This window comes from Streptomyces sp. NPDC091281, from assembly GCF_044757425.1.
In the GTDB taxonomy this organism is placed as follows: Bacteria; Actinomycetota; Actinomycetes; order Streptomycetales; family Streptomycetaceae; genus Streptomyces.
The window spans coordinates 200598-221403 of the sequence record NZ_JBIVUY010000009.1; the positions used below are offsets into that span (position 1 = coordinate 200598).

At 73.3% G+C, this 20806-nt stretch carries 21 protein-coding genes; 15 read left to right on the forward strand and 6 right to left on the reverse strand.

What is annotated here, in order from left to right:
- Positions 1 to 11: 11 nt before the first annotated feature.
- Entirely contained in the window at positions 12 to 425 is a 414-nt protein-coding gene (locus tag ACIQPQ_RS23890; RefSeq protein ID WP_401306830.1) for a MarR family winged helix-turn-helix transcriptional regulator, read from the forward strand.
- 82 nt (positions 426 to 507) lie between these two features.
- Complete coding sequence (locus tag ACIQPQ_RS23895) at positions 508 to 1185, forward strand: TetR family transcriptional regulator (RefSeq protein ID WP_401306833.1); 678 nt, start codon at positions 508 to 510, stop codon at positions 1183 to 1185.
- A 64-nt stretch (positions 1186 to 1249) separates the two neighbouring features.
- Here the strand turns inward: ACIQPQ_RS23895 and ACIQPQ_RS23900 are convergent, their stop codons facing one another.
- Positions 1250 to 1855 (reverse strand): TetR/AcrR family transcriptional regulator, encoded by a 606-nt coding sequence (locus ACIQPQ_RS23900; protein WP_401307177.1) that lies wholly within the window; start codon positions 1853 to 1855, stop codon positions 1250 to 1252.
- A gap of 87 nt (positions 1856 to 1942) precedes the next feature.
- Between ACIQPQ_RS23900 and ACIQPQ_RS23905 the strand changes: the two genes are divergently transcribed.
- The gene (locus ACIQPQ_RS23905; protein WP_401306836.1) at positions 1943 to 3079 is read left to right on the forward strand and encodes an FAD-dependent oxidoreductase; all 1137 of its coding nucleotides are present in this window, start codon (positions 1943 to 1945) and stop codon (positions 3077 to 3079) included.
- A 64-nt stretch (positions 3080 to 3143) separates the two neighbouring features.
- On the opposite strand, the gene ACIQPQ_RS23910 is transcribed toward ACIQPQ_RS23905, so the two are convergent.
- From ACIQPQ_RS23910 to ACIQPQ_RS23925, 4 genes are all read right to left on the reverse strand, one after another.
- Positions 3144 to 3398, reverse strand: coding sequence for a phosphopantetheine-binding protein (locus ACIQPQ_RS23910; protein ID WP_401306838.1), 255 nt, complete (start codon positions 3396 to 3398; stop codon positions 3144 to 3146).
- Positions 3399 to 3565: 167 nt separating this feature from the next.
- Positions 3566 to 4684, reverse strand: coding sequence for a BtrH N-terminal domain-containing protein (locus ACIQPQ_RS23915; protein WP_401306840.1), 1119 nt, complete (start codon positions 4682 to 4684; stop codon positions 3566 to 3568).
- A 56-nt stretch (positions 4685 to 4740) separates the two neighbouring features.
- Positions 4741 to 5436 carry an alpha/beta fold hydrolase gene (locus ACIQPQ_RS23920; protein ID WP_401306842.1) on the reverse strand — a complete coding sequence of 232 codons (696 nt, stop codon included), beginning with the start codon at positions 5434 to 5436 and terminating at the stop codon, positions 4741 to 4743.
- A 14-nt stretch (positions 5437 to 5450) separates the two neighbouring features.
- The gene (locus ACIQPQ_RS23925; protein WP_401306844.1) at positions 5451 to 6623 is read right to left on the reverse strand and encodes a PIG-L deacetylase family protein; all 1173 of its coding nucleotides are present in this window, start codon (positions 6621 to 6623) and stop codon (positions 5451 to 5453) included.
- Between the two features lie 91 nt (positions 6624 to 6714).
- Between ACIQPQ_RS23925 and ACIQPQ_RS23930 the strand changes: the two genes are divergently transcribed.
- From ACIQPQ_RS23930 to ACIQPQ_RS23945, 4 genes are all read left to right on the forward strand, one after another.
- Positions 6715 to 7353 carry a hypothetical protein gene (locus ACIQPQ_RS23930; protein ID WP_401306846.1) on the forward strand — a complete coding sequence of 213 codons (639 nt, stop codon included), beginning with the start codon at positions 6715 to 6717 and terminating at the stop codon, positions 7351 to 7353.
- Positions 7350 to 8096, forward strand: coding sequence for a 4'-phosphopantetheinyl transferase family protein (locus ACIQPQ_RS23935; protein ID WP_401306849.1), 747 nt, complete (start codon positions 7350 to 7352; stop codon positions 8094 to 8096). Before ACIQPQ_RS23930 ends, ACIQPQ_RS23935 begins: the two co-directional genes overlap by 4 nt.
- Before the next feature lie 153 nt (positions 8097 to 8249).
- Positions 8250 to 9992, forward strand: a complete 1743-nt coding sequence (locus ACIQPQ_RS23940) for a B12-binding domain-containing radical SAM protein (protein ID WP_401306851.1) — start codon at positions 8250 to 8252, stop codon at positions 9990 to 9992.
- A complete protein-coding gene (locus ACIQPQ_RS23945; protein WP_401306854.1) occupies positions 9989 to 10939 on the forward strand; it encodes a Gfo/Idh/MocA family protein in 951 nt (316 codons plus the stop codon). The genes ACIQPQ_RS23940 and ACIQPQ_RS23945 overlap by 4 nt, the downstream gene beginning before the upstream one ends.
- Here the strand turns inward: ACIQPQ_RS23945 and ACIQPQ_RS23950 are convergent.
- Positions 10900 to 12015 (reverse strand): radical SAM protein, encoded by a 1116-nt coding sequence (locus ACIQPQ_RS23950; protein WP_401306857.1) that lies wholly within the window; start codon positions 12013 to 12015, stop codon positions 10900 to 10902. The genes ACIQPQ_RS23945 and ACIQPQ_RS23950 overlap by 40 nt on opposite strands.
- 307 nt (positions 12016 to 12322) lie before the next feature.
- Between ACIQPQ_RS23950 and ACIQPQ_RS23955 the strand changes: the two genes are divergently transcribed.
- The 8 genes from ACIQPQ_RS23955 to ACIQPQ_RS23990 all read left to right on the forward strand — a co-directional run bounded on the left by ACIQPQ_RS23955 (position 12323) and on the right by ACIQPQ_RS23990 (position 20758).
- Positions 12323 to 13498 carry a 3-dehydroquinate synthase family protein gene (locus ACIQPQ_RS23955; protein ID WP_401306860.1) on the forward strand — a complete coding sequence of 392 codons (1176 nt, stop codon included), beginning with the start codon at positions 12323 to 12325 and terminating at the stop codon, positions 13496 to 13498.
- Complete coding sequence (locus ACIQPQ_RS23960; RefSeq protein ID WP_401306863.1) at positions 13495 to 14358, forward strand: shikimate dehydrogenase family protein; 864 nt, start codon at positions 13495 to 13497, stop codon at positions 14356 to 14358. The genes ACIQPQ_RS23955 and ACIQPQ_RS23960 overlap by 4 nt, the downstream gene beginning before the upstream one ends.
- Positions 14355 to 15506 carry an SRPBCC family protein gene (locus ACIQPQ_RS23965; protein WP_401306866.1) on the forward strand — a complete coding sequence of 384 codons (1152 nt, stop codon included), beginning with the start codon at positions 14355 to 14357 and terminating at the stop codon, positions 15504 to 15506. Before ACIQPQ_RS23960 ends, ACIQPQ_RS23965 begins: the two co-directional genes overlap by 4 nt.
- A gap of 169 nt (positions 15507 to 15675) precedes the next feature.
- Positions 15676 to 15855, forward strand: a complete 180-nt coding sequence (locus ACIQPQ_RS23970; RefSeq protein WP_383777130.1) for a phosphopantetheine-binding protein — start codon at positions 15676 to 15678, stop codon at positions 15853 to 15855.
- The gene (locus ACIQPQ_RS23975) at positions 15856 to 16599 is read left to right on the forward strand and encodes an FkbM family methyltransferase (protein ID WP_401306871.1); all 744 of its coding nucleotides are present in this window, start codon (positions 15856 to 15858) and stop codon (positions 16597 to 16599) included.
- A gap of 177 nt (positions 16600 to 16776) precedes the next feature.
- Positions 16777 to 18489 carry a carbamoyltransferase gene (locus ACIQPQ_RS23980; protein ID WP_401306872.1) on the forward strand — a complete coding sequence of 571 codons (1713 nt, stop codon included), beginning with the start codon at positions 16777 to 16779 and terminating at the stop codon, positions 18487 to 18489.
- 11 nt (positions 18490 to 18500) lie between these two features.
- Positions 18501 to 19712 carry a DegT/DnrJ/EryC1/StrS family aminotransferase gene (locus tag ACIQPQ_RS23985; RefSeq protein WP_401306874.1) on the forward strand — a complete coding sequence of 404 codons (1212 nt, stop codon included), beginning with the start codon at positions 18501 to 18503 and terminating at the stop codon, positions 19710 to 19712.
- Positions 19709 to 20758: a Gfo/Idh/MocA family protein gene (locus ACIQPQ_RS23990; RefSeq protein ID WP_401306877.1), complete on the forward strand. Its 1050-nt coding sequence runs from the start codon at positions 19709 to 19711 to the stop codon at positions 20756 to 20758. The genes ACIQPQ_RS23985 and ACIQPQ_RS23990 overlap by 4 nt, the downstream gene beginning before the upstream one ends.
- The last annotated feature ends 48 nt before the right edge of the window (positions 20759 to 20806 follow it).

The following is a 20806-nucleotide window of genomic DNA, read 5'->3' on the forward strand; positions in this document are numbered from 1 at the left end:
AGGGGACAACCGTGGGCACGTCGCTGCTCTACCTGGTCAAGAGGACGGAACTGGCGGTCCGGGCCCGCCTGGAGGAGCTGCTCAAGCCCGCGGGCATCACGGCGCTCCAGTACACGGCCCTCACGGTCCTGGAGCGGCACGACGGCGTCTCCGCGGCGCAGCTCGCGCGGGACTCGTTCGTCACGGCCCAGTCGATGGCCGACATGGTCCGCGCGCTGGAGGGCCGCGCCCTGATCCGGCGCGAGCCCAACCCGGCCAACCGGCGTGAACGCCTGATCCACCTCACCGGCGAGGGCCGCGGCCTGCTGGCCGCGTACGCCGCCCCCGCCCGCGACCTGGAGGCCCGCATGGTCGCCGACCTGACGACCCCGGAGGTGGCCGCGTTCCGGGACGCCCTGCACCGCACGTGGCGCTCGCTCGCGTGAGGCGGGCCCGTCCCGCCTGACGGAGGTCCGCGGGGCGTCGGCGGCCCGATCGCAACAGCCCGACGGTCTGTACGATGAACCGATGCCTACCTTTCAACGTGCGCGCAGCGAGGAGCAGCGCGAGCTGCGGAGGCGGGCGATCCTGGACACCACGGCCGCCATGCTCGACGAGACGCCGGTCGGCGAGGTCAGTCTCAACGAGCTGAGCCGACGCGTCGGGCTGGCCAAGTCCAACGTGCTGCGCTACTTCGAGTCGCGCGAAGCCATCCTGCTGGAACTGCTGGACCGGGCCTGGAAGCAGTGGGCGGACGACCTGCCCGCGCTGCTGGACCGGGAGATCGCCGCGGACGCCCCGGTGGGGGAGCGCGCCGAACGGCTCGTCGACGTCCTCGTCCGCTCCCTGGAGGGGCGCCGGGTCCTGTGCGACCTGTTCAGCGCCCAGGCCGGTGTCCTGGAGCGCAACGTCTCCGCCGAGGTGGCCGGACGATGGAAGCGGACGGCGCTCGGCAACGTCGACGCGATGGCCGCGCTGCTGCGCGCCCGGCTCCCCGAACTCGGTGACGCCGCTGTGGTGTTCACCGCCCAGGTCGTCATGATGGTCGGCGCGGTGTGGACCCACGCCCGCCCGTCCGCCGCCATGCTGGACGCCTACCGTGCCGACCCCGCGCTCGCCGCGTACCGCCTGGACTTCGCCCCCGCGCTGCGCGACGTGCTGACCACCCTGCTGACGGGCACACTGGCCCGCACCGCGACCGCGTGACCGAGCGGCGCGTCACCCCGGCTCGCTGAACACCCGCCCACGGGACGGCTGTCGAGCCCTGCCGTCAGCGGCCGTCGGCGACTCCCGCCCAGCCTTGTTCGAGCAGATCGAAGGCGCTGACCAGGGCCGCGCGGGGGTCGTCGTGCGTGCGGGCGACGCGCGGGGCCTCCAGGGCGAAGTGGGCCAGGGCCGTGCAGGTGGCGTCGCCGGGCGGCAGGCCGCACTCCCGCGCGACGGTCCGGGCCAGGGCGTCGGTGTGCCGCAGCCACATCGCCTGGAGGTACTCCCGCAGCGCCGGGGTGGCGTCGACGAGCGCCGCGAACGTACGGAAGTCGCTGCCGCGGTCGGGCGGCGCCACCCGGTGCCGCAGAGCGTGCTCGCGCAGCGCCGCCGGGATCGACAGGCCCGCGGGGCGCTCCCGCACGGCGGCGAGGAGCTGCTGCTCCTGGTCGGCCTCCTCGTCGAAGACGAGCGCCTCCTTGACCGGGAAGTGCTTGAACAGGGTGGTCGTGGACACGTCCGCCGCGTCGGCGATCTCCCGGATGCCGACGGCGTCGTAGCCGCGTTCCAGGAAGAGCCGCAGCGCGGCGTCCGCGATGGCCCGGCGGGTGGCGGCCTTCTTGCGCTCGCGGCGCCCCGTCGGCTGCGCCGCCGCGGAGGGATCTGGCATCGGCATGCCGCCACCCTACCCGAAAGTGCATCGACTCAAAAAGTGCAACGGTTGCACTTAGTGAACCGGTGTGCTTCTGTGGGAGGCATGAACAGCACACCCACCACCCCTCGTATCGCGATCGTCGGCGCCGGACCCGGCGGCCTCACCTGCGCCCGCGTCCTCCAGCGGCACGGCGTCACCGTCACCGTCCACGACCGGGAGAGCGGCCCCGACGTCCGCGACCAGGGCGGCAGCCTCGACCTGCACGAGGACAACGGCCAGATCGCGCTGCGCGAGGCCGGACTCCTCGACGCGTTCCTCCGGGCGTCCCGCCCCGAGGGCCAGGAGATGCGGCAGCTGGACCCGGCGGGCACGGTCCTCTTCCACCACCGGCCCGAGGAGGGCGAACGCTTCAAGCCGGAGATCGACCGCGGACACCTCCGCGACCTCCTCCTCGACTCGCTCCAGCCCGGAACCGTCCGGTGGGGCCGCACGCTGATCAGCGTCGACGGCCCTCGGGGCGGACCCCGGCGGCTGCGCTTCGCCGACGGCACGACCGTCGAGGCCGACCTCGTCATCGGGGCCGACGGAGCCTGGTCGAAGGTGCGCCGGGCCGTGTCCGACGCGGTCCCCGAGTACACCGGCGTCAGCTTCCTGGAAGCCTGGTTCGACGACGTCGACCGTCGCCACCCCGAGATCGCCGCACTCGTCGGCCAGGGCTCCGCCGCCGGAGCCGACGGCGAGCGCGGCCTGTTCGCCCAGCGCAACGGCGGCGACCACATCCGCGTCTACGTCATCCAGAAGGCCGCCGCCGACTGGATCACCGACGCCGGGCTCACCGCCCAGGACACCGAGGGCATTCGCGCCCTGCTCCTGAAGCGGTTCCAGGCGTGGTCACCCGCCCTGCGACGCCTGATCACCGACAACGACGGCCCCTACGTGCACCGCCCCCTCCACGCCCTGCCCGTCCCGCACGTCTGGCGGCAGGACCCCGCCGTGACGCTCCTCGGCGACGCCGCCCACCTGATGCCCCCGCTCGGCGTCGGAGTCAACCTCGCCATGCTCGACGCCTGCGAACTCGCCCTCGCCGTCGCCCGGACGGACACCGTCGCCGAGGCCGTCCGCGTCTACGAACAGACCATGATCCCCCGCGCCCACGAGACACAGCGCCTCCTCGACGGCGGCGCGGAGGACCTCCTCTCCACCGAACTGCCCGACTTCGCCGCCGCCGACGGGCCGTGAGCGGACACCGACCCCGACGCCGAAACCAGGGCCGGGCGGCGCGGTGACATGGCGACGCGGTGCCTCAGGCGCTCCGGCGCAGCTCCGAGAGCTTCTCCCACAGCGCCGACGGTGTGGAGAACGTGTCCATCACCAGCATCTCGTCGGGCAGTTCCACCGCGAGCGTCTCCTCCAGCTCGGTGACCAGGGTGAGCAAGGTCAGTGAGTCCAGGCCGAGTTCGGTGAGACCGGCGTCCGGATCGACGGGGGCCGACGCGTCCAGGAAGGGGAGGCTGCGGCGGAGGACGTCCTCGAAGTCGCGGTAGGAGAGGTCGTTCACGGGCTGCTCCTCGAATGCTGCGCGGCCTGCGGGCGACGGACATGCCCCGTGCCGGTCAGCGTAGCCGGTCGCGATCTCCGCAGGACGTCTCCCCGAAGTCCCGCGACACGAAACCCTCTTGTGTACCGCCCGGCCTCCCGACCACGGGAAGGTCGGCAACGACCCCGTCACGACCCCGGCGCGATGTCCTCCGCCACCCGCTCGTTCCACACGGTCTCCCGGGCCACCGTCTCGGTGAGGAGACCGGCGACCCGGACCACCGCCGGGGCGCCCTGCCGCAGGCGCAGGGAGAACACGTTCCGTGTCATCTCCCAGCGGCGGGACAGGGCCTCGGCCTCGGCGGCCCGCTCCCGCAGCACCGGCACCCCGCACGCCTCGGCCGCCGCCCGCAGGAACCGTGCGTTCAGGGCGCGTTGACTGGCCAGCTCGCCGAACCAGGCGCTGACCTCGATCACACCGACGGGGCTCAGGTCGGCGTAGCGGGCCGGGTCGTCGCGGAGGGCGTCCGCGGCGGCGGTCGGCAGACCCGCGGCGGAGGCTGCCTCCACGGTGTTCCGGACGAGGGCGGCCCTGAAGCGCTCCCCGGCGGCCGGTCCGGACCCGCCCGCACGTCCGGGCCGGACGACGAGGGTTCTGTTCCGCCAGTCGGGATCTCCCCGCCGCGCCTCACCGAGCGCCGCCGAGGACATCGCCGCCGCGAGGGTGCCCGCGTCCAGCGGACCGTCGTAGGGGAAGCCCTGGTAGCAGTCGATCACATGGAACGGCCGGTCCGGGCGTCCGGAGGCCGCCGCCTGCGCGGACCCGACGCGGCCGTCTCCGTCCCCGCTCCCGCCCTCGCCGTAGCCGCAGACCACCATCCGGTGGGCGTGGTGCTGACGGCCGTGGAAGGAGCTGTACGGGATGTGGAACGTGTCCACCCAGGCGACCACCGGCACCCCGGCGGCGAGTTGCTCCCGTACCCACGCCAACGCCTCCTCGGACGAACCGTGTTCGCGGACGGCGGTGTCCAGCCCGTACCAGTCGCGCAGGATCTCCTCCGGCGTACGGCGGTGGATGCCGAGCAGTTCCACGGGCCACTCGGTCCCGACCGCGTCCGCGCGGCGGTGGTAGCCCCACTGGTCCCCGAGCACGCTCGGATCGTGACCGAGCCGGGCCGCCACCACGCCGAAGGTCGCCGAGATGCAGTCCAGAGCAGAGAACTCCGTGTCCCAGGACACCCCCCTGGACACCGCACCCCTGGACTCCGTGTCCGTGAACTCCGCCTGTGCGGATGCCTGTTCCGTCACGAGACCCTCCGCTCCCGGTGCTGCCGCCGCCGCTCCCTCGTCGTCCTCGCGGAGCGTCACAGCCAGCCCGCCAGGGACGACACGAAGGTGTCCAGGCCGTCGCGGTGGATCGCGTGGGTGGCCCCCGGCACCGTCCGCACCGTGAACCCCCGTCGGCCGAACTCCGCGCGCATCTCCGCGTCCACCAGGGTGCTGGGGTCGGCGACCTGGACGAGTGAGGGCACGACCGCCTTCTCCGGCGTGTGGTCGACCGCCCGGTGCGCGGACAGGGCCACGGCGGACTCCTCGTCCCACGCCCGCAGGGCCGCCACCTCGGCGGCCACCCGCGACTCCGGCCAGCCGGGCCGCAACATGCTGACCAGCAACTGGGGCGACCGCTTGAAGAGGACGAACTGGGCCGGATCGAGGGCGCCGTCCGGTCCGCCGAGCCGCCAGGCGGGCTCCGAGTACACCACCCGTTCCGGGCGCAGTTCCTCCACCGCCAGCGAGAGCGCGAGCGCGCCCAGCGAGTGACCGAGCGCCAACTCGGCCCCGCGCGGCAGTGTTTCGACGAGGTCCTCGGCGAACAGGTGCGGTGCGTACGGGCCGCGGGCGCTGGTGCCGTGGCCGCGTAGGTCCACGGCGAGCACCCGGTAGCCGCGCCCCGTCAGGACGGGCACCAGCTCGTCCCAGGTGCGGTGGTCGGACATCAGGCCGTGGACGAGGACCGCGAGCCGATCGCCCGCGCCCCACTCCCGCGTGTCGAGACGCACCTCGTGGTCCTCCCTCAGCCGCCGGTGGAGGACGGCCCGTCGCCGCCCCACCCTTTCGAGTCCCCGTGTTCCGCGGCCAGTTCACGCACCGCGGCCTCCGCCTCCGGCCACACCCACAGCCGCTCCGCGAACCTCACCGGACCCACCGAGTGCGCCGCGCCCGCGGCACCAGCCACCCCGGCCGCCGTTCCAGGGTCCCCGGCCTTCCGCCCGTACCGGTCGACACGTCGCACCACGGCGTCCAGCACCTGCAACCGGTAGGCCCACAAGGCTTCTTGCTTGGCGAGCGCCGCCTCCTCGGTCCCCGGCACCCGCACGGGTCGGACCCCGCCGCCGGACCGCCCCGCGCCCGACAACCCGCCCGGCCGGTCCAGTCGGCCCGCCGCCTGGGCCGCCTCCGTGAACAGGGCGTACGGCATGTCCTCGTAGAACGCGACGCGTCCGGGCTCCCACACCCCCCGGTCGACCAGAGCGAGGGCCGCCTGCCGGGTGAGGACGTGGTCCACGTGCCCGCCGACGCCCAGCGGGACCAGCACCAGCGGCGCCCCCGCGACCTCGGCCGCCAGGTCCGCGGTCACCCGCGCGAACAGGTCCGGTTCCGCCGCCACGGCCGACACCTCCGCGTCCGGCTCCACCAGGAAGTCCGCGCCCCACGCCGCGCGGTCGGCCGCGTCCACATGGCCCAGGAAGGCCGGTCGCACGTCCAGCACCCTGCACGCCACCCGCTCCTCCGCCAGCAGCAGCCGAGACGCCAGGGCCGGGCGTTCCCGGTAGTAGGGGCGCCGCGTCCACGTCTCGTGCGAGAAGACGTTCACCACCCGGCCCCCGGACCGGGCCAGGAGCGCGCCCACGGCCAGCGTGGCGTCGTCCGGGTGCGGCGAGAGACAGACCGGCGACCCCGCGGGCGCCGTACGCGGAGCGGGGGCCGCCACGACCAGACCCGCCGCGTGCCAGCGGGCGATCCGCTCGGCCTCGGCGGGCGGGAAGGAGCCGAACGCCCGGCCGCCGTCGCAGGCCGCCCAGAGCGCCGCCGCCGAATCCGGGAGGAGTTCGGGGACCGGCTCCCCGAGGAAGCGTGCGCCACCGCCGTCGAACTCGCCGTGAGGAAGCCGTAACGGCCGGTCCACCGCCGTGAGTTCTCTCTGTGTCCGCCGTGTGAAGCGCACGACGGAGGCGCTCTCCGACATGCGCATGAGTGTAGGCCACAGGGTGTTTGTGGAAGGATGGCATGAGCACATGGCACGTCTGTGGTCGGTACACGACGAGAGGCTCGATGGCATGTACGTACTCGCGCGGGGACTCGGCACGGCGGAGACCACGGTCCTGGGCGAGGCGTGTCGAAGGACCGAGCTGCCGCTGAAGTCCCTTCCCGAGCACGGCGACCCGGCCGACCACCTGACGCCCGACCTCCTCGTCGCCTTCGTGGCCGCCTGCGCCGACGGCGCGTCCCCGCTGCTGCTGCCCGCCCTCACCCGCGACGGGGCCTACGCGGTCCTCGTGCAGTCCGCGCCCACCGCCAGATCCACGCTCGCGGCGGTCCGCTCGGGCGCCGGGTTCGTGATGGCGGCACCGCTGGACACCGCCCGCCTGGAGGCGTTCCTGACATATCTGCGCGACGTCGCTGCCCCCGCCGCCGCACAGGTCCTCGACCTCGACGACGACGGCACGCTCACCACGCCCTCCGCCTCGGTACGGCTCACCCCGGCGGAGGCGCGGGCCCTGCGCGCGCTCGGCGACCGCCGGGCCACCATCGTGGCCCGCCCCGACCTGCTGCGCCTCACCGGCGAGGACCCCAGAGACCTCGTCGAGGCGCTGCGCCGCCGGTTCCGGGAGGTCGGCTCGGGCGCGCAGATCCTCAAGGTGCCCCACATGGGATTCCGGCTCGTCGGCGAGGTCCGCCGGAAAACGGCCGCGTGAACGCCCCTGCCCGCCCGGCCCGGACGGACCTCCGCCCCGTCGACGTGTGGTGGGCGCGGCCCGCCGACGTGCCCGAGAGCCTCGTGGACCTGCTCGACCCCGTCGAGCGCGCCCGCCACGACGCCACGCCCGACCCGGCCAACCGACAACGTTTCCTCGCCGGTTGCGCCCTGACCCGGATCGTCCTCGGCGACCTCCTCGGCATCGGCCCCGCCGCCGTCCCGCTGCGCCGCGTGTGCCCGCGCTGCTCCGGACCGCACGGCAAGGTGACCGCCGACACCGGCACGGACCTCCGGTTCAACATCTCCCACAGCGGCGACGTCGTCGGGCTCGCCGTCTGCCGCGGCGCGGACGTCGGCCTCGACGTGGAGGACGCGCGGACCGCCACGGACGTCGAGGCGGTCGCGCCCCGCACGCTCGGCGCCACCGAACTGGCGGCCCTGCGCGCCCGGCCGCCCGCCGAACGCCCCGCCGCCTTCCTGCGCTACTGGACCCGCAAGGAGGCGGTCCTCAAGGCACTCGGTGTCGGCCTGCGCGTGCCGCCGCGCCGACTCCACGTCACCGACCCGGCCCTCGCACCCGCCGTGCTGGCCCTCCCCGAGAAGATCGGCGTCCGCCGCGAGGTACGCATGGCGGACACCCTGGCCGGGGAGACACATCCCGCGTCGGTGGCGGTCACCGGCACCACCGAGGTGTCCCTCGTCCAGCACCCCGCACCGGGCGCCCTGCGCGCCCGCCGGTAGCCGCACGACTCCCGCACCGCACCTCGGACCGCACCGCGGACCCCCACCGCACTTCAGACCCCCACCGCACTTCAGACCCGCACCACAGACCCGCACCGAACGGCGGACCACCCGGCTCGTCCGCTCGTGAACGACGGAGAAGGGCAAGGAGAGATGTCGGACGTCGTGCTGCTGACCCCGCGTGAGATCACCACCGGGGCCACGAGTCTCAACAACCAGAACGTGACCGTCACCGACGAGGAGTACGTCCAACTCGACCCCGCCCTGCGGATCTTCTACGAGAAGGTCCGCGAGAACCTCGGCCTCGCCTGCATCACCGGCTACTTACGGAACGCCGGATACACCGTCAAGTCCCTGAACCTGCACGGCCGGGCACCCTCCGACGAGGCCATCGTGGACCTCATCCGCCGCGAACGCCCGCGGTTCGTCGGCATCAGCATCATGTACGACCTGCACATCATCGACGCCATCCGGCTCATCCGCTGCGCCCGCACCGCCGACCCCGACGTGTTCATCGCCATCGGCGGCGCCTTCTGCACCTACAACGCCCGGCTGATCGCGGAACAGGTCCCCGAGGCGGACTGCGTCACCTTCGGCGAGGGCGAGTTGACCGTCGTCGGCCTCATGGACCGGCTGACCTTGGGCGAGGACTGGCGGCGCACCCCCGGCGTCTTCTACCGCGACGGCGACCGGGTGCGCGGCAGCGGCATGCCCGTCCTGCCCGACCTCGGCACCCTCGTGTGGCCCGCCCGCGACGTCCTGGAGTACCACCGCGCGGCGGGCATCGCCACCCCGGTCGCGTCCACCTTCACCAGCCGCGGCTGCCACGCCAAGTGCACCTTCTGCTACGCCCCCCGCCAGCCCGGCGTGGTCGACGGGTTCTGGCGGATGCGGCCGCCCGCCGACGTCGTCGACGAGATCGCCCACCTCCAGCGGGAGTTCGGCACCCGCTTCATCTGGTTCAACGACGACAACTTCGGCGGCGCCTTCGGCGACGGCTTCGCGCACGCCGTCGAGTTCGCCGAGACCGTCCTGTCCCGCGGCCTGAAGTTCCAGTTCCACTGCGAGTTCCGGGTCGACTCGGGGCTCATCGACCACGAGGCCCTCGACCTGCTGCACCGGGCCGGGCTCTCCTCGGCGCTGCTCGGCATCGAGTCGGGCTCACCGGCGATGCTCCGCCGGTTCAAGAAGGGCACCACCGTCGCCTACAACCTCGACGCGGCCCGCATGTTCAAACGCAAGGGCCTCGGCCTCGACCCCGGCTGGATCATGATCGAGCCCAAGACCTCGCTCGCGGAACTCTGGGAGAACCTGGAGTTCATCGTCGCCGCCCGCATCCACGAGGCCGACAACCCGTTCTTCCTCATCAACCGGGCCATCGCCCTGCGCGGCACCGAGATGTACGACCGCATCGAGGACCCGCTGCCGCTCGCCGACATCGAGGGCCTGGAGGGCGACGCCTACGAGATCCTGCGCACCGCGCGCCGCGACTACCGGGTGCCCGACCCGCGGGTCGAGGCGCTCTGGGCGGCCTGGAGCGAGGTCGGCGAGGAGATCAGCGACCGCAAGGAGAACGTCCTGCCGTTCGTCGCGCAGAAGATCGCCCTCGGCGCGCGCAGACTCCGCGGCGGCCCCTACAACCCGCGCGGCCTGCTCAGCCGCCTGCGGGCCTGGCGCAACGGCCTGCCCGAACTGTTCCTCGCGTTCATGAACTACGGGCTGGTCCTCGCCGAGAGCGACCCGCCGGACCTCGCCGCCCGGCTCACCGCCGATCTGCGGGACCTGGTCGCCGAGTACGACACCGAGCATCTCGGCGAGTCCTTCGCGGAGTTCGGTGACCGCGTGGAACGCATCTGCGGCGCCGAGGCCCTCCTCGCGGCGGGAGCGGCCGGATGAGCCCCAGATACGGCGTCGTCGGCTGCGGCCGGGTCTTCCAGCGCTACCACCTGCCCGTCGTCACCGAGGACCCGGACCACCGGCTGGTCGCGGTCTGCGACACCGACCCCGACAGCGCGCGCGGCCTGCTCGGCGCCGCCGCCGACGGCGTCCTGATCACGTCCTCGCTGGCGGAGTTCCTCACCGTCGGCAGACCCGACGCGGTGGCCGTGTGCACACCCAACGACGCCCACGCCGCACCCGTGTCGGCCGCCCTCGCCGCCGGTGCCCGCGTCCTGTGCGAGAAGCCGCTCGCCGCCGACCCGGACGAGGCCCGCCGCCTCGCCGAGTCGCCGGGCGCCGACGAGCGGCTCGCGGTCAACCTGCCGTACCGCTTCCACGAGTTGCTCCCCGCCTTCCGTGCCGCGCTGCCCGCCGGGCCCTTGGAGATCAGCCTGACGTTCACCACCGCCGGGCAGCGCCTGTGGCGGCCGGTGACCGACTGGTACGGCGACGCCGCACGGGCGGGCGGGGGCGCGCTGGTGGACCTCGGCGCCCACGCCCTGGACCTGCTCGTCACGCTGTTCGGCGCCGCCCGCCCGCTGGCCTGCCGGGTCGACGCGCCGGGCGTGGAGGAACGGGTCGTCGCGGAGCTGGAGTTCGCGGCCGGACCGGCCCGGGTGCGGATCGACCGCCGCAGCCGGGTGCTGGGGCTGAGCGTCGAGGCGACCGGCGCGAGCGGCGGGAGCGCGGTGCTGGACCTGCGGCGCGGCGAGGTCCGCGGCCCCGCGGGCACCGTCACCGCCGAGGACCGGCGGCCCGAACTCGCGGCGATCCGCGGCTTCCTGGACGCGACCGCGGGGCGGCCCACCGGCCGCACCGCGGGACCGGCCCAGGCCCTGGAGGTCCAGGAACTGATCGCCGGGCTCTACGCCCTGGCCGTCGTCGACCGGGAGCCGGCGCTCTGACCACCCGTGCCCGCCGGGGCGTCGCCGGGAAGAGCGGGCCGGAAGGCGGCCTTCAGCTCCCTGAGGCGGGCACGGGACCGCTCGCCCGAGTAGAGGTGCGTCGCACCGATCTCCTCCTCGGTGATCCGGTCCAGGAAGTACAGGTTGATCACGTCGGACGGGGTGGCGCAGGTCTTGCAGAAGGAGAAACGCGGCCGGTCGTGCATGAAGAGGTCGTAGTGCTGGTGGCTGGCGTACTGGTCGAGGAGGAGGGTGCGGTTCTCCGCGAGGTTGCCCATGGGCTTCACCCAGGCGTGCGGGCAGGCGGAGACGTCCCCCTGCCCGAACAGCTGGGCCATGGTGGCCGTCACGAAGCAGCCCAACGTGCGGACGTTGGAACGCAGTTGGTCGGCCATGTGCGCGACGTAGGCGCGCGGCGGCAGCACCTCGGCGAACTCGTCGTAGCGCTCGACCAGCGGCACCAGGTGGTCGCCGGGCGGGGGACCCATCCGCTCGGCGGTCTCGCCGCGCACCGGGAAGAAGTACAGGGTGGTGCTCCCGGCGACCTGGTCGCGCAGGTACTCCGCGAACTCCAACTGGCCCGCGTAGTTGGCGTCCGTCAGCACGGACTGGATGTCGACGCGCAGCCCCGCCTCCGCCGCCGCGCTCAGCGCCCGCATGATGACGTCGTGGAGCTTGGCCTGCTTCGGGGGCAGCCGGTGCCGGTTCAGCTCCAGGGTGTGGCCGTCCAGCGAGATGTTCAGCTGGACGTTGCCGAGCGCGGCGAGCGCGGCGATGCGCCGTTCGGTGAGGAAGACGCCGTTGGTGATGACCTGGACCGTCTCGTACCGGCGGCTGGCCTCCTCGACGAACTCCGTGGAGCCCTTCAGCCAGAAGAACTCACCGCCGGACAGCCGCAGGATCGGCGCGTCGACCTGCGCGTGGTACAGGTCGAGGATCTCGTGCCAGTCCTGCCGCCGGTCGGTGGTGAGCCGTAACCGGGCGTCCGGCACGTTCATGAGGAGGTTGTACTCCTCGGTCAGGCAATAGGAGCAGCGCATTTGGCACAACTGCTCCTCGATCACCATGTCGTTCATGAGGAACGGCAAGCGTCCGCCCTCGGGCAACGAGGAGGTGAGTGCAGCACGAAACGTGTCCTTCAGACGCATGAAATCCCCGTCTTCGGCAGTCGGCTTCCCGTGCGGTCAACCCTAACCGCCCGTCAATCTCCTGCCTAGGGCGACTACTTGACACGGTCGCGGGCACTGATTATTGCGGCGGAATGAAATCCGGAAGAGCCGCTGTCGGGACCTGACCGGTATCCCGGACCGTGAGCTAGCATGCTCCCGGCCGTAGCCGCGGAAGCACGGGGGCACGGAAGGCATGAGCGAAATCCGAATAAGGATGGATGGCGACACCACGGATGAAGTGGGTCATCGTGTCGACGTCGCCCTGGAGAAGCACGCGTACACCGTGCACATAGGCTCCGGCGTACGCCGTCTGCTGCCCCGCGTCCTCGCCGGACTCGGCGTGTCCCGGGTCGTCGTGGTGGCCGCTCCGGCCGCCCTGGCCGCCGACCGCCTCCCCGACCCGGGCGTGCCCCACACCGTCCTGCCGGTCACCGACGGGGAGCACGCCAAGTCGCTGGCGAACGTGGAGACGTACTGCCGGGCCTTCGTCGCCGCCGGACTCATCCGGACCGACGCCGTCGTCGCCTGCGGCGGCGGCACCACCACCGACACCGTCGGCCTGGCCGCCTCCCTCCACCACCGCGGCATCCCCGTCGTGCACCTGCCCACCACCCTGCTCGCCCAGGTCGACGCGAGCGTCGGCGGCAAGACCGCGGTCAACCTGCCCGAGGGCAAGAACCTCGTCGGCGCCTACTGGCAGCCCGCCGCCGTCCTGTGCGACACCGACTTCCTGCACACCCTGCCCCACCGCGAACTCCTCAGCGGCTACGGCGAGATCGCCCGCGCCGCGTTCATCGGCGCCGGTGACCTGCGCGGCCGTCCGCTGGTCGAGCAGATCCTGGCGAGCGTCCGCCTCAAGGCCTCGATCGTCGCCCGCGACGAACGCGACCGGGGACCGCGGCACATCCTCAACTACGGCCACACGCTGGGCCACGCCGTGGAACGCGCCACCGACTACACCTGGCGGCACGGTGAGGCGGTCGCCGTCGGCACCGTCTTCGCGGGCCTCCTCGCCGGACGCCTCGGCCGGATCGACGCCCCACGCGTCGCGCTGCACCGCGAGATGGTGCGGAGCTTCGGCCTGCCCGACTGGTTACCCGAGGACGTCGCGCCCTCCGCCCTCGTGGAGCTGATGCGGCGCGACAAGAAGGGCACCCGTCCCGGTCGCGACCTCACCTTCGTCCTGGACGGCCCCGGCGGTCCCGCCCTCGCCGACGTCGACGAGGCCGTCGTCGCCGAGGTCCTCGCCGACCTGCCCACCGGCCCGGCCCCCGACGAGACACCCGCCCCGGACGAGAGTCCCACCCCGGCCCATGCTCCCGCTCCCGACGAGGCCACCGCCACCGCCGCCCGCCACGGTCACCCCGCCCCCGCCGGAGGCACCGCGTGACCGGCCCCGGCACCGACCCCGCCCCCCGCCCCGGCCCCGGGATCTCGGGCACCACCCGCCTCTACGCCGTCCTCGGCGACCCCGTGGCCCAGGTCCGCGCGCCGGGCCTGCTCAACGCGCTCTTCGCCCGCACCGGCACGGACGCCGTCCTCGTCCCCCTGCACGTCACGCCCGCCGACCTCGCCACGGTGCTGCGCGGACTGCGCGCCCTGCGCAACCTCGACGGCGTCCTTGTCACCGTCCCGCACAAGATCGAGGTCTGCCGGTACGCCGACGAACTGGCCCCGGCCGCCCGCCTCGCCGGGAGCGCCAACGCCCTGCGCCGGAACCCGGACGGGACCTGGCGGGCCGACAACTTCGACGGCGCGGGCTTCGTCCACGCCCTGCGCGCCCACGGCCACGACTTCGCCGACGCCGAGGTCGCCCTCTTCGGCGCCGGGGGAGCGGGACGCGCGCTGGCGTGCGCGCTGCTGACCTCCGGCGTCCGCCGGCTGCACCTGTTCGACCCCGACGCCACGCACCGGGAGGACCTCCTGACGCGGCTGACCGAACTGCGGCCCGGGTGGGCGCGGGAAGGCACCGACGAGGCCCTGGCCCGCGTCGACCTCGCCGTCAACGCCTCCCCCCTCGGCATGCGCCCCGGCGACCCGCTGCCGTTCGCCCCGGACCGGCTGCCCCCGCACGGCACCGTCGCCGACCTCGTGATGAAACCGGCGGAGACCGCCCTGCTGCGCGCCGCGGCCGCCGCCGGACGGCCGGTCGTCCCCGGCGGGCCCGTCCTCGACAGCCAGGTCGCCCTGTACCGCGACTTCTTCGGACTGACCGCCGGCGCACCGCCCGAGGGGGGACCGACGCCATGATCGACCACGCGCAGGCCGTGGCACTCGCCCGGCGGGCCCTGGCCCACCTGGAGGCCGGGACCACCGACCAGGCCGACGACGTGATGCCCGTCCCCGTGGCCGAGTACCTGGACCCGGAACGCTGGCGACGCGAGGTCGAGACGGTCTTCCGGCGCGTCCCGCTCGCGCTGGCCCTCTCCGCCGAACTCCCCGCCGCGGGCGCCTACAAGGCGTTCGACGCGCTGGGCACCCCGGTGCTGCTCACCCGCGGCCGGGACGGCGCCGTCCGCGCCTTCCTCAACGTCTGCCGCCACCGGGGCGCGCAGGTGTGCCCCGCGGGCACCGGCACCCGGCACCGGTTCCGCTGCCCGTACCACGCCTGGGTCTACGACGACACGGGCGCCCTGGTCGCCGTCCACAAGCCGGGCACGTTCGGCGAGGTCGACCCCGACGGCCTCGGCCTGCGACCGCTCCCCGCGACCGAGGCGCACGGCTTCGTGTGGGTGTGCCTCACCCCCGGACAGCCGCTCGACCTGGACGGCTGGCTCGGCGACTACGCCGACGAACTGGAACGGCTCGAACTCGACAAGTGGCATGTGTACGAGCAGCGTGAACTCGACGGGCCCGGCTGGAAAGTGGCCTACGACGGTTATCTGGAGAGCTACCACATCCAGGCACTGCACCGGACGACCTTCGCCCCGACCTCCACGTCCAACCTGATGGTGGTGGACGCCTTCGGGCCCCACCAGCGCATCCTCTACCCGGCCAAGTCGCTGCGGACCCTGCGCGACCTGCCGGAGCGGGACTGGGACCCCGGTCCCCACTGCGGCACCGTCTACACCGTGTTCCCCAACGTGTCGATCGCGGGCACCTGGGAGGGGCACGGGGTGGTCTCCCGGATCATGCCGGGGCCGGGTCACGACCGCAGCCGCACCGAGCAGACCGTCATCACCCGGTCCGTGCCGATGACCGAGACGGACAGACGCTACACGGCGCAGTTCAGCGCACTCGTGCTCCGGGGTGTCGAGGAAGAGGACTACCGCACGGGATTCGACGTCCAGTCCGCATTGTCGTCGGGTGCCAATACCCATTTTCTCTTCGGTCGTAACGAAGTGGCGCTCCAGCATCAAAGGCGGTGGCTCCGACGGATGCTGGGGGACGCCAACTGACCTGTGGGAAAGGGCATTTGAACGATCTGTGCCATGGACAGCTTCCGGTCGCGCGCACTAGATTGTGAGCGGTCCGAACAAGGGAAAGGCCCCCTCTGTGAACCGTGACGAAGTACTCCAGGAGATTCACCAGATCGCGAAGGAGTTCGCCGCTTCGAGTGGACGTACGGTGAATGAGAACAGCCCCAACTTTCTCGAGGCCTATGGTTTCACCTCACTCGACGCCCTGGAGTTCCTGCTCCTGCTGGAGGAGCGGTTCGGGGTGACGTTCGAGGACGAGGACCTCACCGAGGAGACCCTCACCTCGGAGGACCGCCTCGCCGGCTACGTCGTCGACCGCCTCGGCTGAATGCCCTCCGGACGCACCGAAGTCGCGGACGGTGTCCACGTCCACGCCGTCAGCGCGCTCGACGCGCGTTTCCTCTACCGGGAGATCTTCGAGAGCGGCACCTACGCGGGCGTCGCACTCCCCGAGGAGCCCTTCGTCGTGGACGTCGGCGCGAACATCGGGCTCTTCACGCTGTACGTGAAGCAACAGCGTCCTCGGGCGCGGGTGTCGGCGTTCGAGCCGCTGCCCGAGCTGGTGGCCGCGCTGCGCGCCAACACGGCCGCGTTCGGCCTCGACGGCGTGGAGACGCACGAAGTCGCCCTCGGCGCCGAGGAGTCGGAGGCGGTGCCCTTCCGCTACTACCCGCTGCTGCCCAGCAGCTCCACGCTGTACCCGCAGGACCAGGGCCGGTTGAAGGAGCTGCTGGGGCGCAGCTTCCCGCCCCGGGTCGTGGAACGCATGTTCCGGGGCCGGGAGGTCACCGTCCGTGTGGAGCGGCTCTCCCGCCGTCTCGACCCGCGACGGCCGGTGGACCTGCTGAAGATCGACGCGGTCGGCGCGGAGCTGGAGATCCTCCGCGGGATCGACGAGCGGCTCCGGCCGCTGCTGCGGACCGTGCTCGTCGACGTGCAGGACGTGGGCGGCAGAGTGGCCGACCTGTGCGCCTTCCTGGAGGGCGCGGGCCTGGACGTCAGCGTCCTGCGGCCACCCGCGGCGACGGGCGACGACGGCCTCAACCGGCTGATCCGGGCCGTCCGCACCTGACCACCCCGCCCCACCCACCGACCGGCCACGAGCACCGACCGGCCACGGGCACCGACCCGCCCCGCCGCACGCACCGACCGACCACCGACACCGAGGAACCGCGGGCACCGAGGGAAACACACACCGACGGACCACAGGCACCGACCACCGGGGAGCCGGACGAAGGGGAGTACTGGGATGCTGACGCTGGGGCTCGGCGGGTCCAACCACGACTTCGCCGCCTGTCTCGTCGCCGACGGCGTGATCGCCGCCGGGATCGAGGAGGAGCGGGTGCGCCGGGTCAAGTACGCGGTCGGCGTGAACTCCCTGTTCAACCAGTCCTGGCGGTACTGCCTGGACATGGTGGGAGCCCGCGCCGCGGACATCGATGTCGTCGTCGCCGACGACACCCTCCTCGCCCCCGCCTGGTTCCCCTTCCGCAAGCGCATCCACCTGATACGCCATCACATGGCGCACGCCGCCTCGGCGTTCTACCCCTCGCCCTTCGAACGGGCCGCGATCCTCGTCGTCGACGGCGCGGGCAGCCTCATCGACGACCAAGGGGTGGAGACCCTCACCACGGCCGTCGGCGAGGGCACGGAGATCACCGAACTGACCAAGGTGCTCGGCACCAACTGGTCCACCGACGGCCTCAGCGCCCTGCGCGTCCACCAGGCGGGCGACAGCGACCACTCCCTCGGCTACATGTACAAGGCGGTCAGCCGCGCCCTCGGCTTCGTGCTGTACGAGGACGAGTACCAGGGACGCCACTGGTACCTCTCCGAGGACGGCAAGACGATGGGCCTCGCCCCCTACGGCACACCCCGCTACCGCAAGGAGTTCCTGGAACACCTCACCCTCCTGCCCGACGGCCGCTACGAACTCCACCTCAAGGACGGCGGCCTCCTCGACGTCATCGAGCACGCCCTCGACGGCCTGGACGGCGAGGACCGCCGCACCCACGCCGCCGACCTCGCGTACGCCGCCCAGGACACCCTGGAGACCACCCTCCTGCACGTCGCGCGCCACCTGCACGCGCAGACCGGCCTCACCGACCTGTGCCTGGCGGGCGGGGTCGCCCTCAACTGCGTAGCGAACGGCAGGTTGTTGCGCGAGACCCCCTTCGAGAACGTCTTCGTGCAGCCCGCCGCGGGCGACGGCGGCTGCGCCGTCGGCACCGCCTTCTACGGCCACCACGTCCTCGCCGGACAACCCCGCGAACAGCCCGCCCGCACCGCCCAGCGCCACGCCTACCTCGGCCGCACCTACCCCGACGCCACCGTCCGCGCCGCCCTCGACGCCTCCGGCCTGCCCCACCGCCGGGTCGCCGACCCCGCCCACCTCGCCGCCGAACTCCTCGCCGACGGACAGCTCGTGGGCTGGTTCACCGGCGGCGCCGAGTTCGGGCCCCGCGCCCTCGGCCACCGCAGCATCCTCGCCGACCCGCGCCGCGCCGAGATGAAGGACATCATCAACGACCGCGTCAAACACCGCGAACCGTTCCGGCCCTTCGCCCCCGCCGTCCTGCGCGAGCACGCCCCCGACTGGTTCGACCTCGCCGTCGAGTCGCCGTACATGCTGCTCGTCGCGCCCGTGCTGCCCGAGCGGCGGGCGAGCATCCCCGCCGTCGTGCACGTCGACGGCACCGCCCGCGTGCAGACGGTCACCGCCGCCGACAACGGCGCCTACCACCGGCTCATCGCCCGCTTCCACGACCTCACCGGCGTCCCCGTCGTCCTCAACACCTCCTTCAACGACAACGGTCAGCCCATCGTCGAGACCCCCGCGCAGGCCCTGGAGTTCTACGGCGGCAGCAGGCTCGACTGGCTCGTCATGGAGGACTACGTCGTCGGCCACACCCCCGACGCCCTCGCCACCCTGCCGCCGAGCGGCGCGCCCACCACCGACTGAGAGGCACCACAGTGGTACTGGCACTCGACGGCGGCACCCCGGTGCGCCGTCACGACTTCCCGGCCTGGCCCCACCACGACGACGCCGAACGCGAGGCCCTCGTCCGCGCCGTCGACCAGGGCCAGTGGTGGCGCGTCGGCGGCAGCGAAGTCACCTCCTTCGAGGCCGAGTTCGGCGCCCACCACGGCGGGCCCGTGCTCGCCGTCACCAACGGCACCCACGCGCTGGAACTCGGCCTGGAGATCCTCGGCCTGCAACCCGGCGACGAGGTCGTCGTCCCCGCGTTCACCTTCATCTCCACCTCCATCGCCGTCCAGCGCGCCGGTGGCGTCCCCGTTCCCGCCGACGTCGACCCGGTGACGTACTGCCTCGACCCCGCCGCCCTGGACGCCGTCCGCACCGAACGCACCCGCGTCGTCGTCCCCGTCCACATGGCCGGACACGTCGCCGACCTCGACGCCATCGGCGCCTGGGCCGACCGGCACGGCGTCACCGTCTTCCAGGACGCCGCCCACGCCCACGGCGCGGTCCGCTCCGGCCGCCGTATCGGCGACTTCGGCACCCTCGCCGCGTTCAGCTTCCAGAACGGCAAACTCATGACGGCCGGGGAGGGCGGGGCGCTGCTCCTGCCCTCGGCGGACGGCTTCGACGACGCCTTCGCCCGGCACAGCTGCGGACGCCCCCTCGGCGACCTCGACTACGAGCACCGCAGCCCCTCCTCCAACTACCGGATGACGGAGTTCGCCGCCGCCGTGCTCCGCGTCCAACTGGGCCGCCTCACCGCGCAGACCGAGCGCCGCGAGGCCCGCTGGACCACCCTCGCCGCCGCGCTCCGCGAGATCCCCGGCGTGATCCCGCAGGGCCGCGACCCCGAGTGCGAGGTCCACCCGCACTACATGGCCATGGCCGCCCTCGACCCCGAGGCCCACCCCGACGTCGACCGCGACCTCGTGGTCCGCGCCCTCGTCGCCGAAGGCATCCCCGCCTTCGTCAACTACCCGCCGGTCTACCGCACCGCCGCGCACGCCGCGCTGCTCGGCAAGGCGCTCCCGGACGCCGCCGAACTCGCCGAACGCAACCCGGTCAGCGAACACCTCGGCGCCCGCGGCCTGTGGCTGCACCACCGGGTGCTGCTCGGCACCGACGCCGACTGCGCCGACGTGGCCGAGGCCGTGGCGAAGGTACTGGCGGCCGTCGCCGGGAAGCGGCGGCCCGCCCGATGAGGATCGCCGTCGTCGGACTCGGCTGGGTCGCCCGCGAGGTGTGGCTGCCCCGGCTCGTCAAGCATCCGGACATGACGGTCGTCGCCGTCGCCGACCCGCGCCCCGAGGCCGTCGAGCGGGCCGGGTCCCTCATCGCGGGCGCCCGGCTCTGCGCCACCCCGCAGGACATCGGGCCGGGGGAGGCGGACCTCGTCTTCGTCCTCACCCCCAACCACACCCACGAGGCCGTCGCGGGCGGCTTCCTCCGCCGCGGCCAAGACGTCTTCCTGGAGAAGCCGACCGCGACCGGCGCCGACGACCTGGCCCGCCTCGCCGAGGCGGCCCGCGCGGGCGGCGGACGGCTGCTGCTGTCCACCGCCGCCCGCCACCGCGCCGACGTCGGCGCCCTGGCCCGGCTCGTCGCCGACGGCGCCCTCGGCACCCCGCGGCTCGCCGAACTGAGCTGGACGCGTTCCCGCGGCGTGCCCGCCGGGGACTGGTTCGCCCGCCGCGCGACCGCGGGCGGCGGGGTCCTCGTCGACCTCGGCTGGCACCTCGTCGACGTCCTGCACCAGATCTGGGGCGCCGCCCCGATCCGCTCCGCCACCGCCGTCGCCTCCGCGGACTTCCTCACCCGCGGCGGCTGGGGCGCCGCGTGGCAGAGCGGCGGCACCCCGGCCCGCCCGGACGCCGACGTCGAGGACCAGCTCACCGCCCTGCTCGCCACCGAACGGTACGGCCTCCACCTGCGGTTCGCGTGGGCGTCGTACGAGACCGTCGACCGCACCCGCATCGTCCTGCACGGCACCGAGGGCACCGCCGAACTCGTCACCACCTTCGGTTTCACCAGCCACCGGGTCACCGAACCGACCCTGACCCTGCGCCGACGCGACGGGGAGCGGACGGTGCCGCTGCCCCCGGTCGGCATCGGCGACGAGTACGACCTCCACCTCGACGCCCTCCCCGAGGCCCTGACCCGCCCCGACCCCACCGAACGGTCCCTGCGCGAGGCCCACCGCGCCCTGGCCGTCGTCGACGCCTGCTACCGCGCGGCCGACACCCCGTAGCCCCGCGGACCGCGCACCCCGATCGTGACCGCGCCCCGCGACCGCAGA

Excerpts from the sequence above, each read along its gene's own strand:
- ACIQPQ_RS23975 (WP_401306871.1), top strand. The coding sequence starts at position 15,856 with ATGCCCTCCGGACGCACCGAAGTCGCGGACGGTGTCCACGTCCACGCC.
- ACIQPQ_RS23940 (WP_401306851.1), top strand. The coding sequence starts at position 8,250 with ATGTCGGACGTCGTGCTGCTGACCCCGCGTGAGATCACCACCGGGGCC.
- ACIQPQ_RS23925 (WP_401306844.1), bottom strand. The coding sequence starts at position 6,623 with ATGTCGGAGAGCGCCTCCGTCGTGCGCTTCACACGGCGGACACAGAGA.
- ACIQPQ_RS23965 (WP_401306866.1), top strand. The coding sequence starts at position 14,355 with ATGATCGACCACGCGCAGGCCGTGGCACTCGCCCGGCGGGCCCTGGCC.
- ACIQPQ_RS23905 (WP_401306836.1), top strand. The coding sequence starts at position 1,943 with ATGAACAGCACACCCACCACCCCTCGTATCGCGATCGTCGGCGCCGGA.
- ACIQPQ_RS23900 (WP_401307177.1), bottom strand. The coding sequence starts at position 1,855 with ATGCCAGATCCCTCCGCGGCGGCGCAGCCGACGGGGCGCCGCGAGCGC.
- ACIQPQ_RS23990 (WP_401306877.1), top strand. The coding sequence starts at position 19,709 with ATGAGGATCGCCGTCGTCGGACTCGGCTGGGTCGCCCGCGAGGTGTGG.
- ACIQPQ_RS23980 (WP_401306872.1), top strand. The coding sequence starts at position 16,777 with ATGCTGACGCTGGGGCTCGGCGGGTCCAACCACGACTTCGCCGCCTGT.
- ACIQPQ_RS23950 (WP_401306857.1), bottom strand. The coding sequence starts at position 12,015 with ATGAACGACATGGTGATCGAGGAGCAGTTGTGCCAAATGCGCTGCTCC.
- ACIQPQ_RS23955 (WP_401306860.1), top strand. The coding sequence starts at position 12,323 with ATGGATGGCGACACCACGGATGAAGTGGGTCATCGTGTCGACGTCGCC.
- ACIQPQ_RS23895 (WP_401306833.1), top strand. The coding sequence starts at position 508 with ATGCCTACCTTTCAACGTGCGCGCAGCGAGGAGCAGCGCGAGCTGCGG.
- ACIQPQ_RS23930 (WP_401306846.1), top strand. The coding sequence starts at position 6,715 with ATGTACGTACTCGCGCGGGGACTCGGCACGGCGGAGACCACGGTCCTG.
- ACIQPQ_RS23945 (WP_401306854.1), top strand. The coding sequence starts at position 9,989 with ATGAGCCCCAGATACGGCGTCGTCGGCTGCGGCCGGGTCTTCCAGCGC.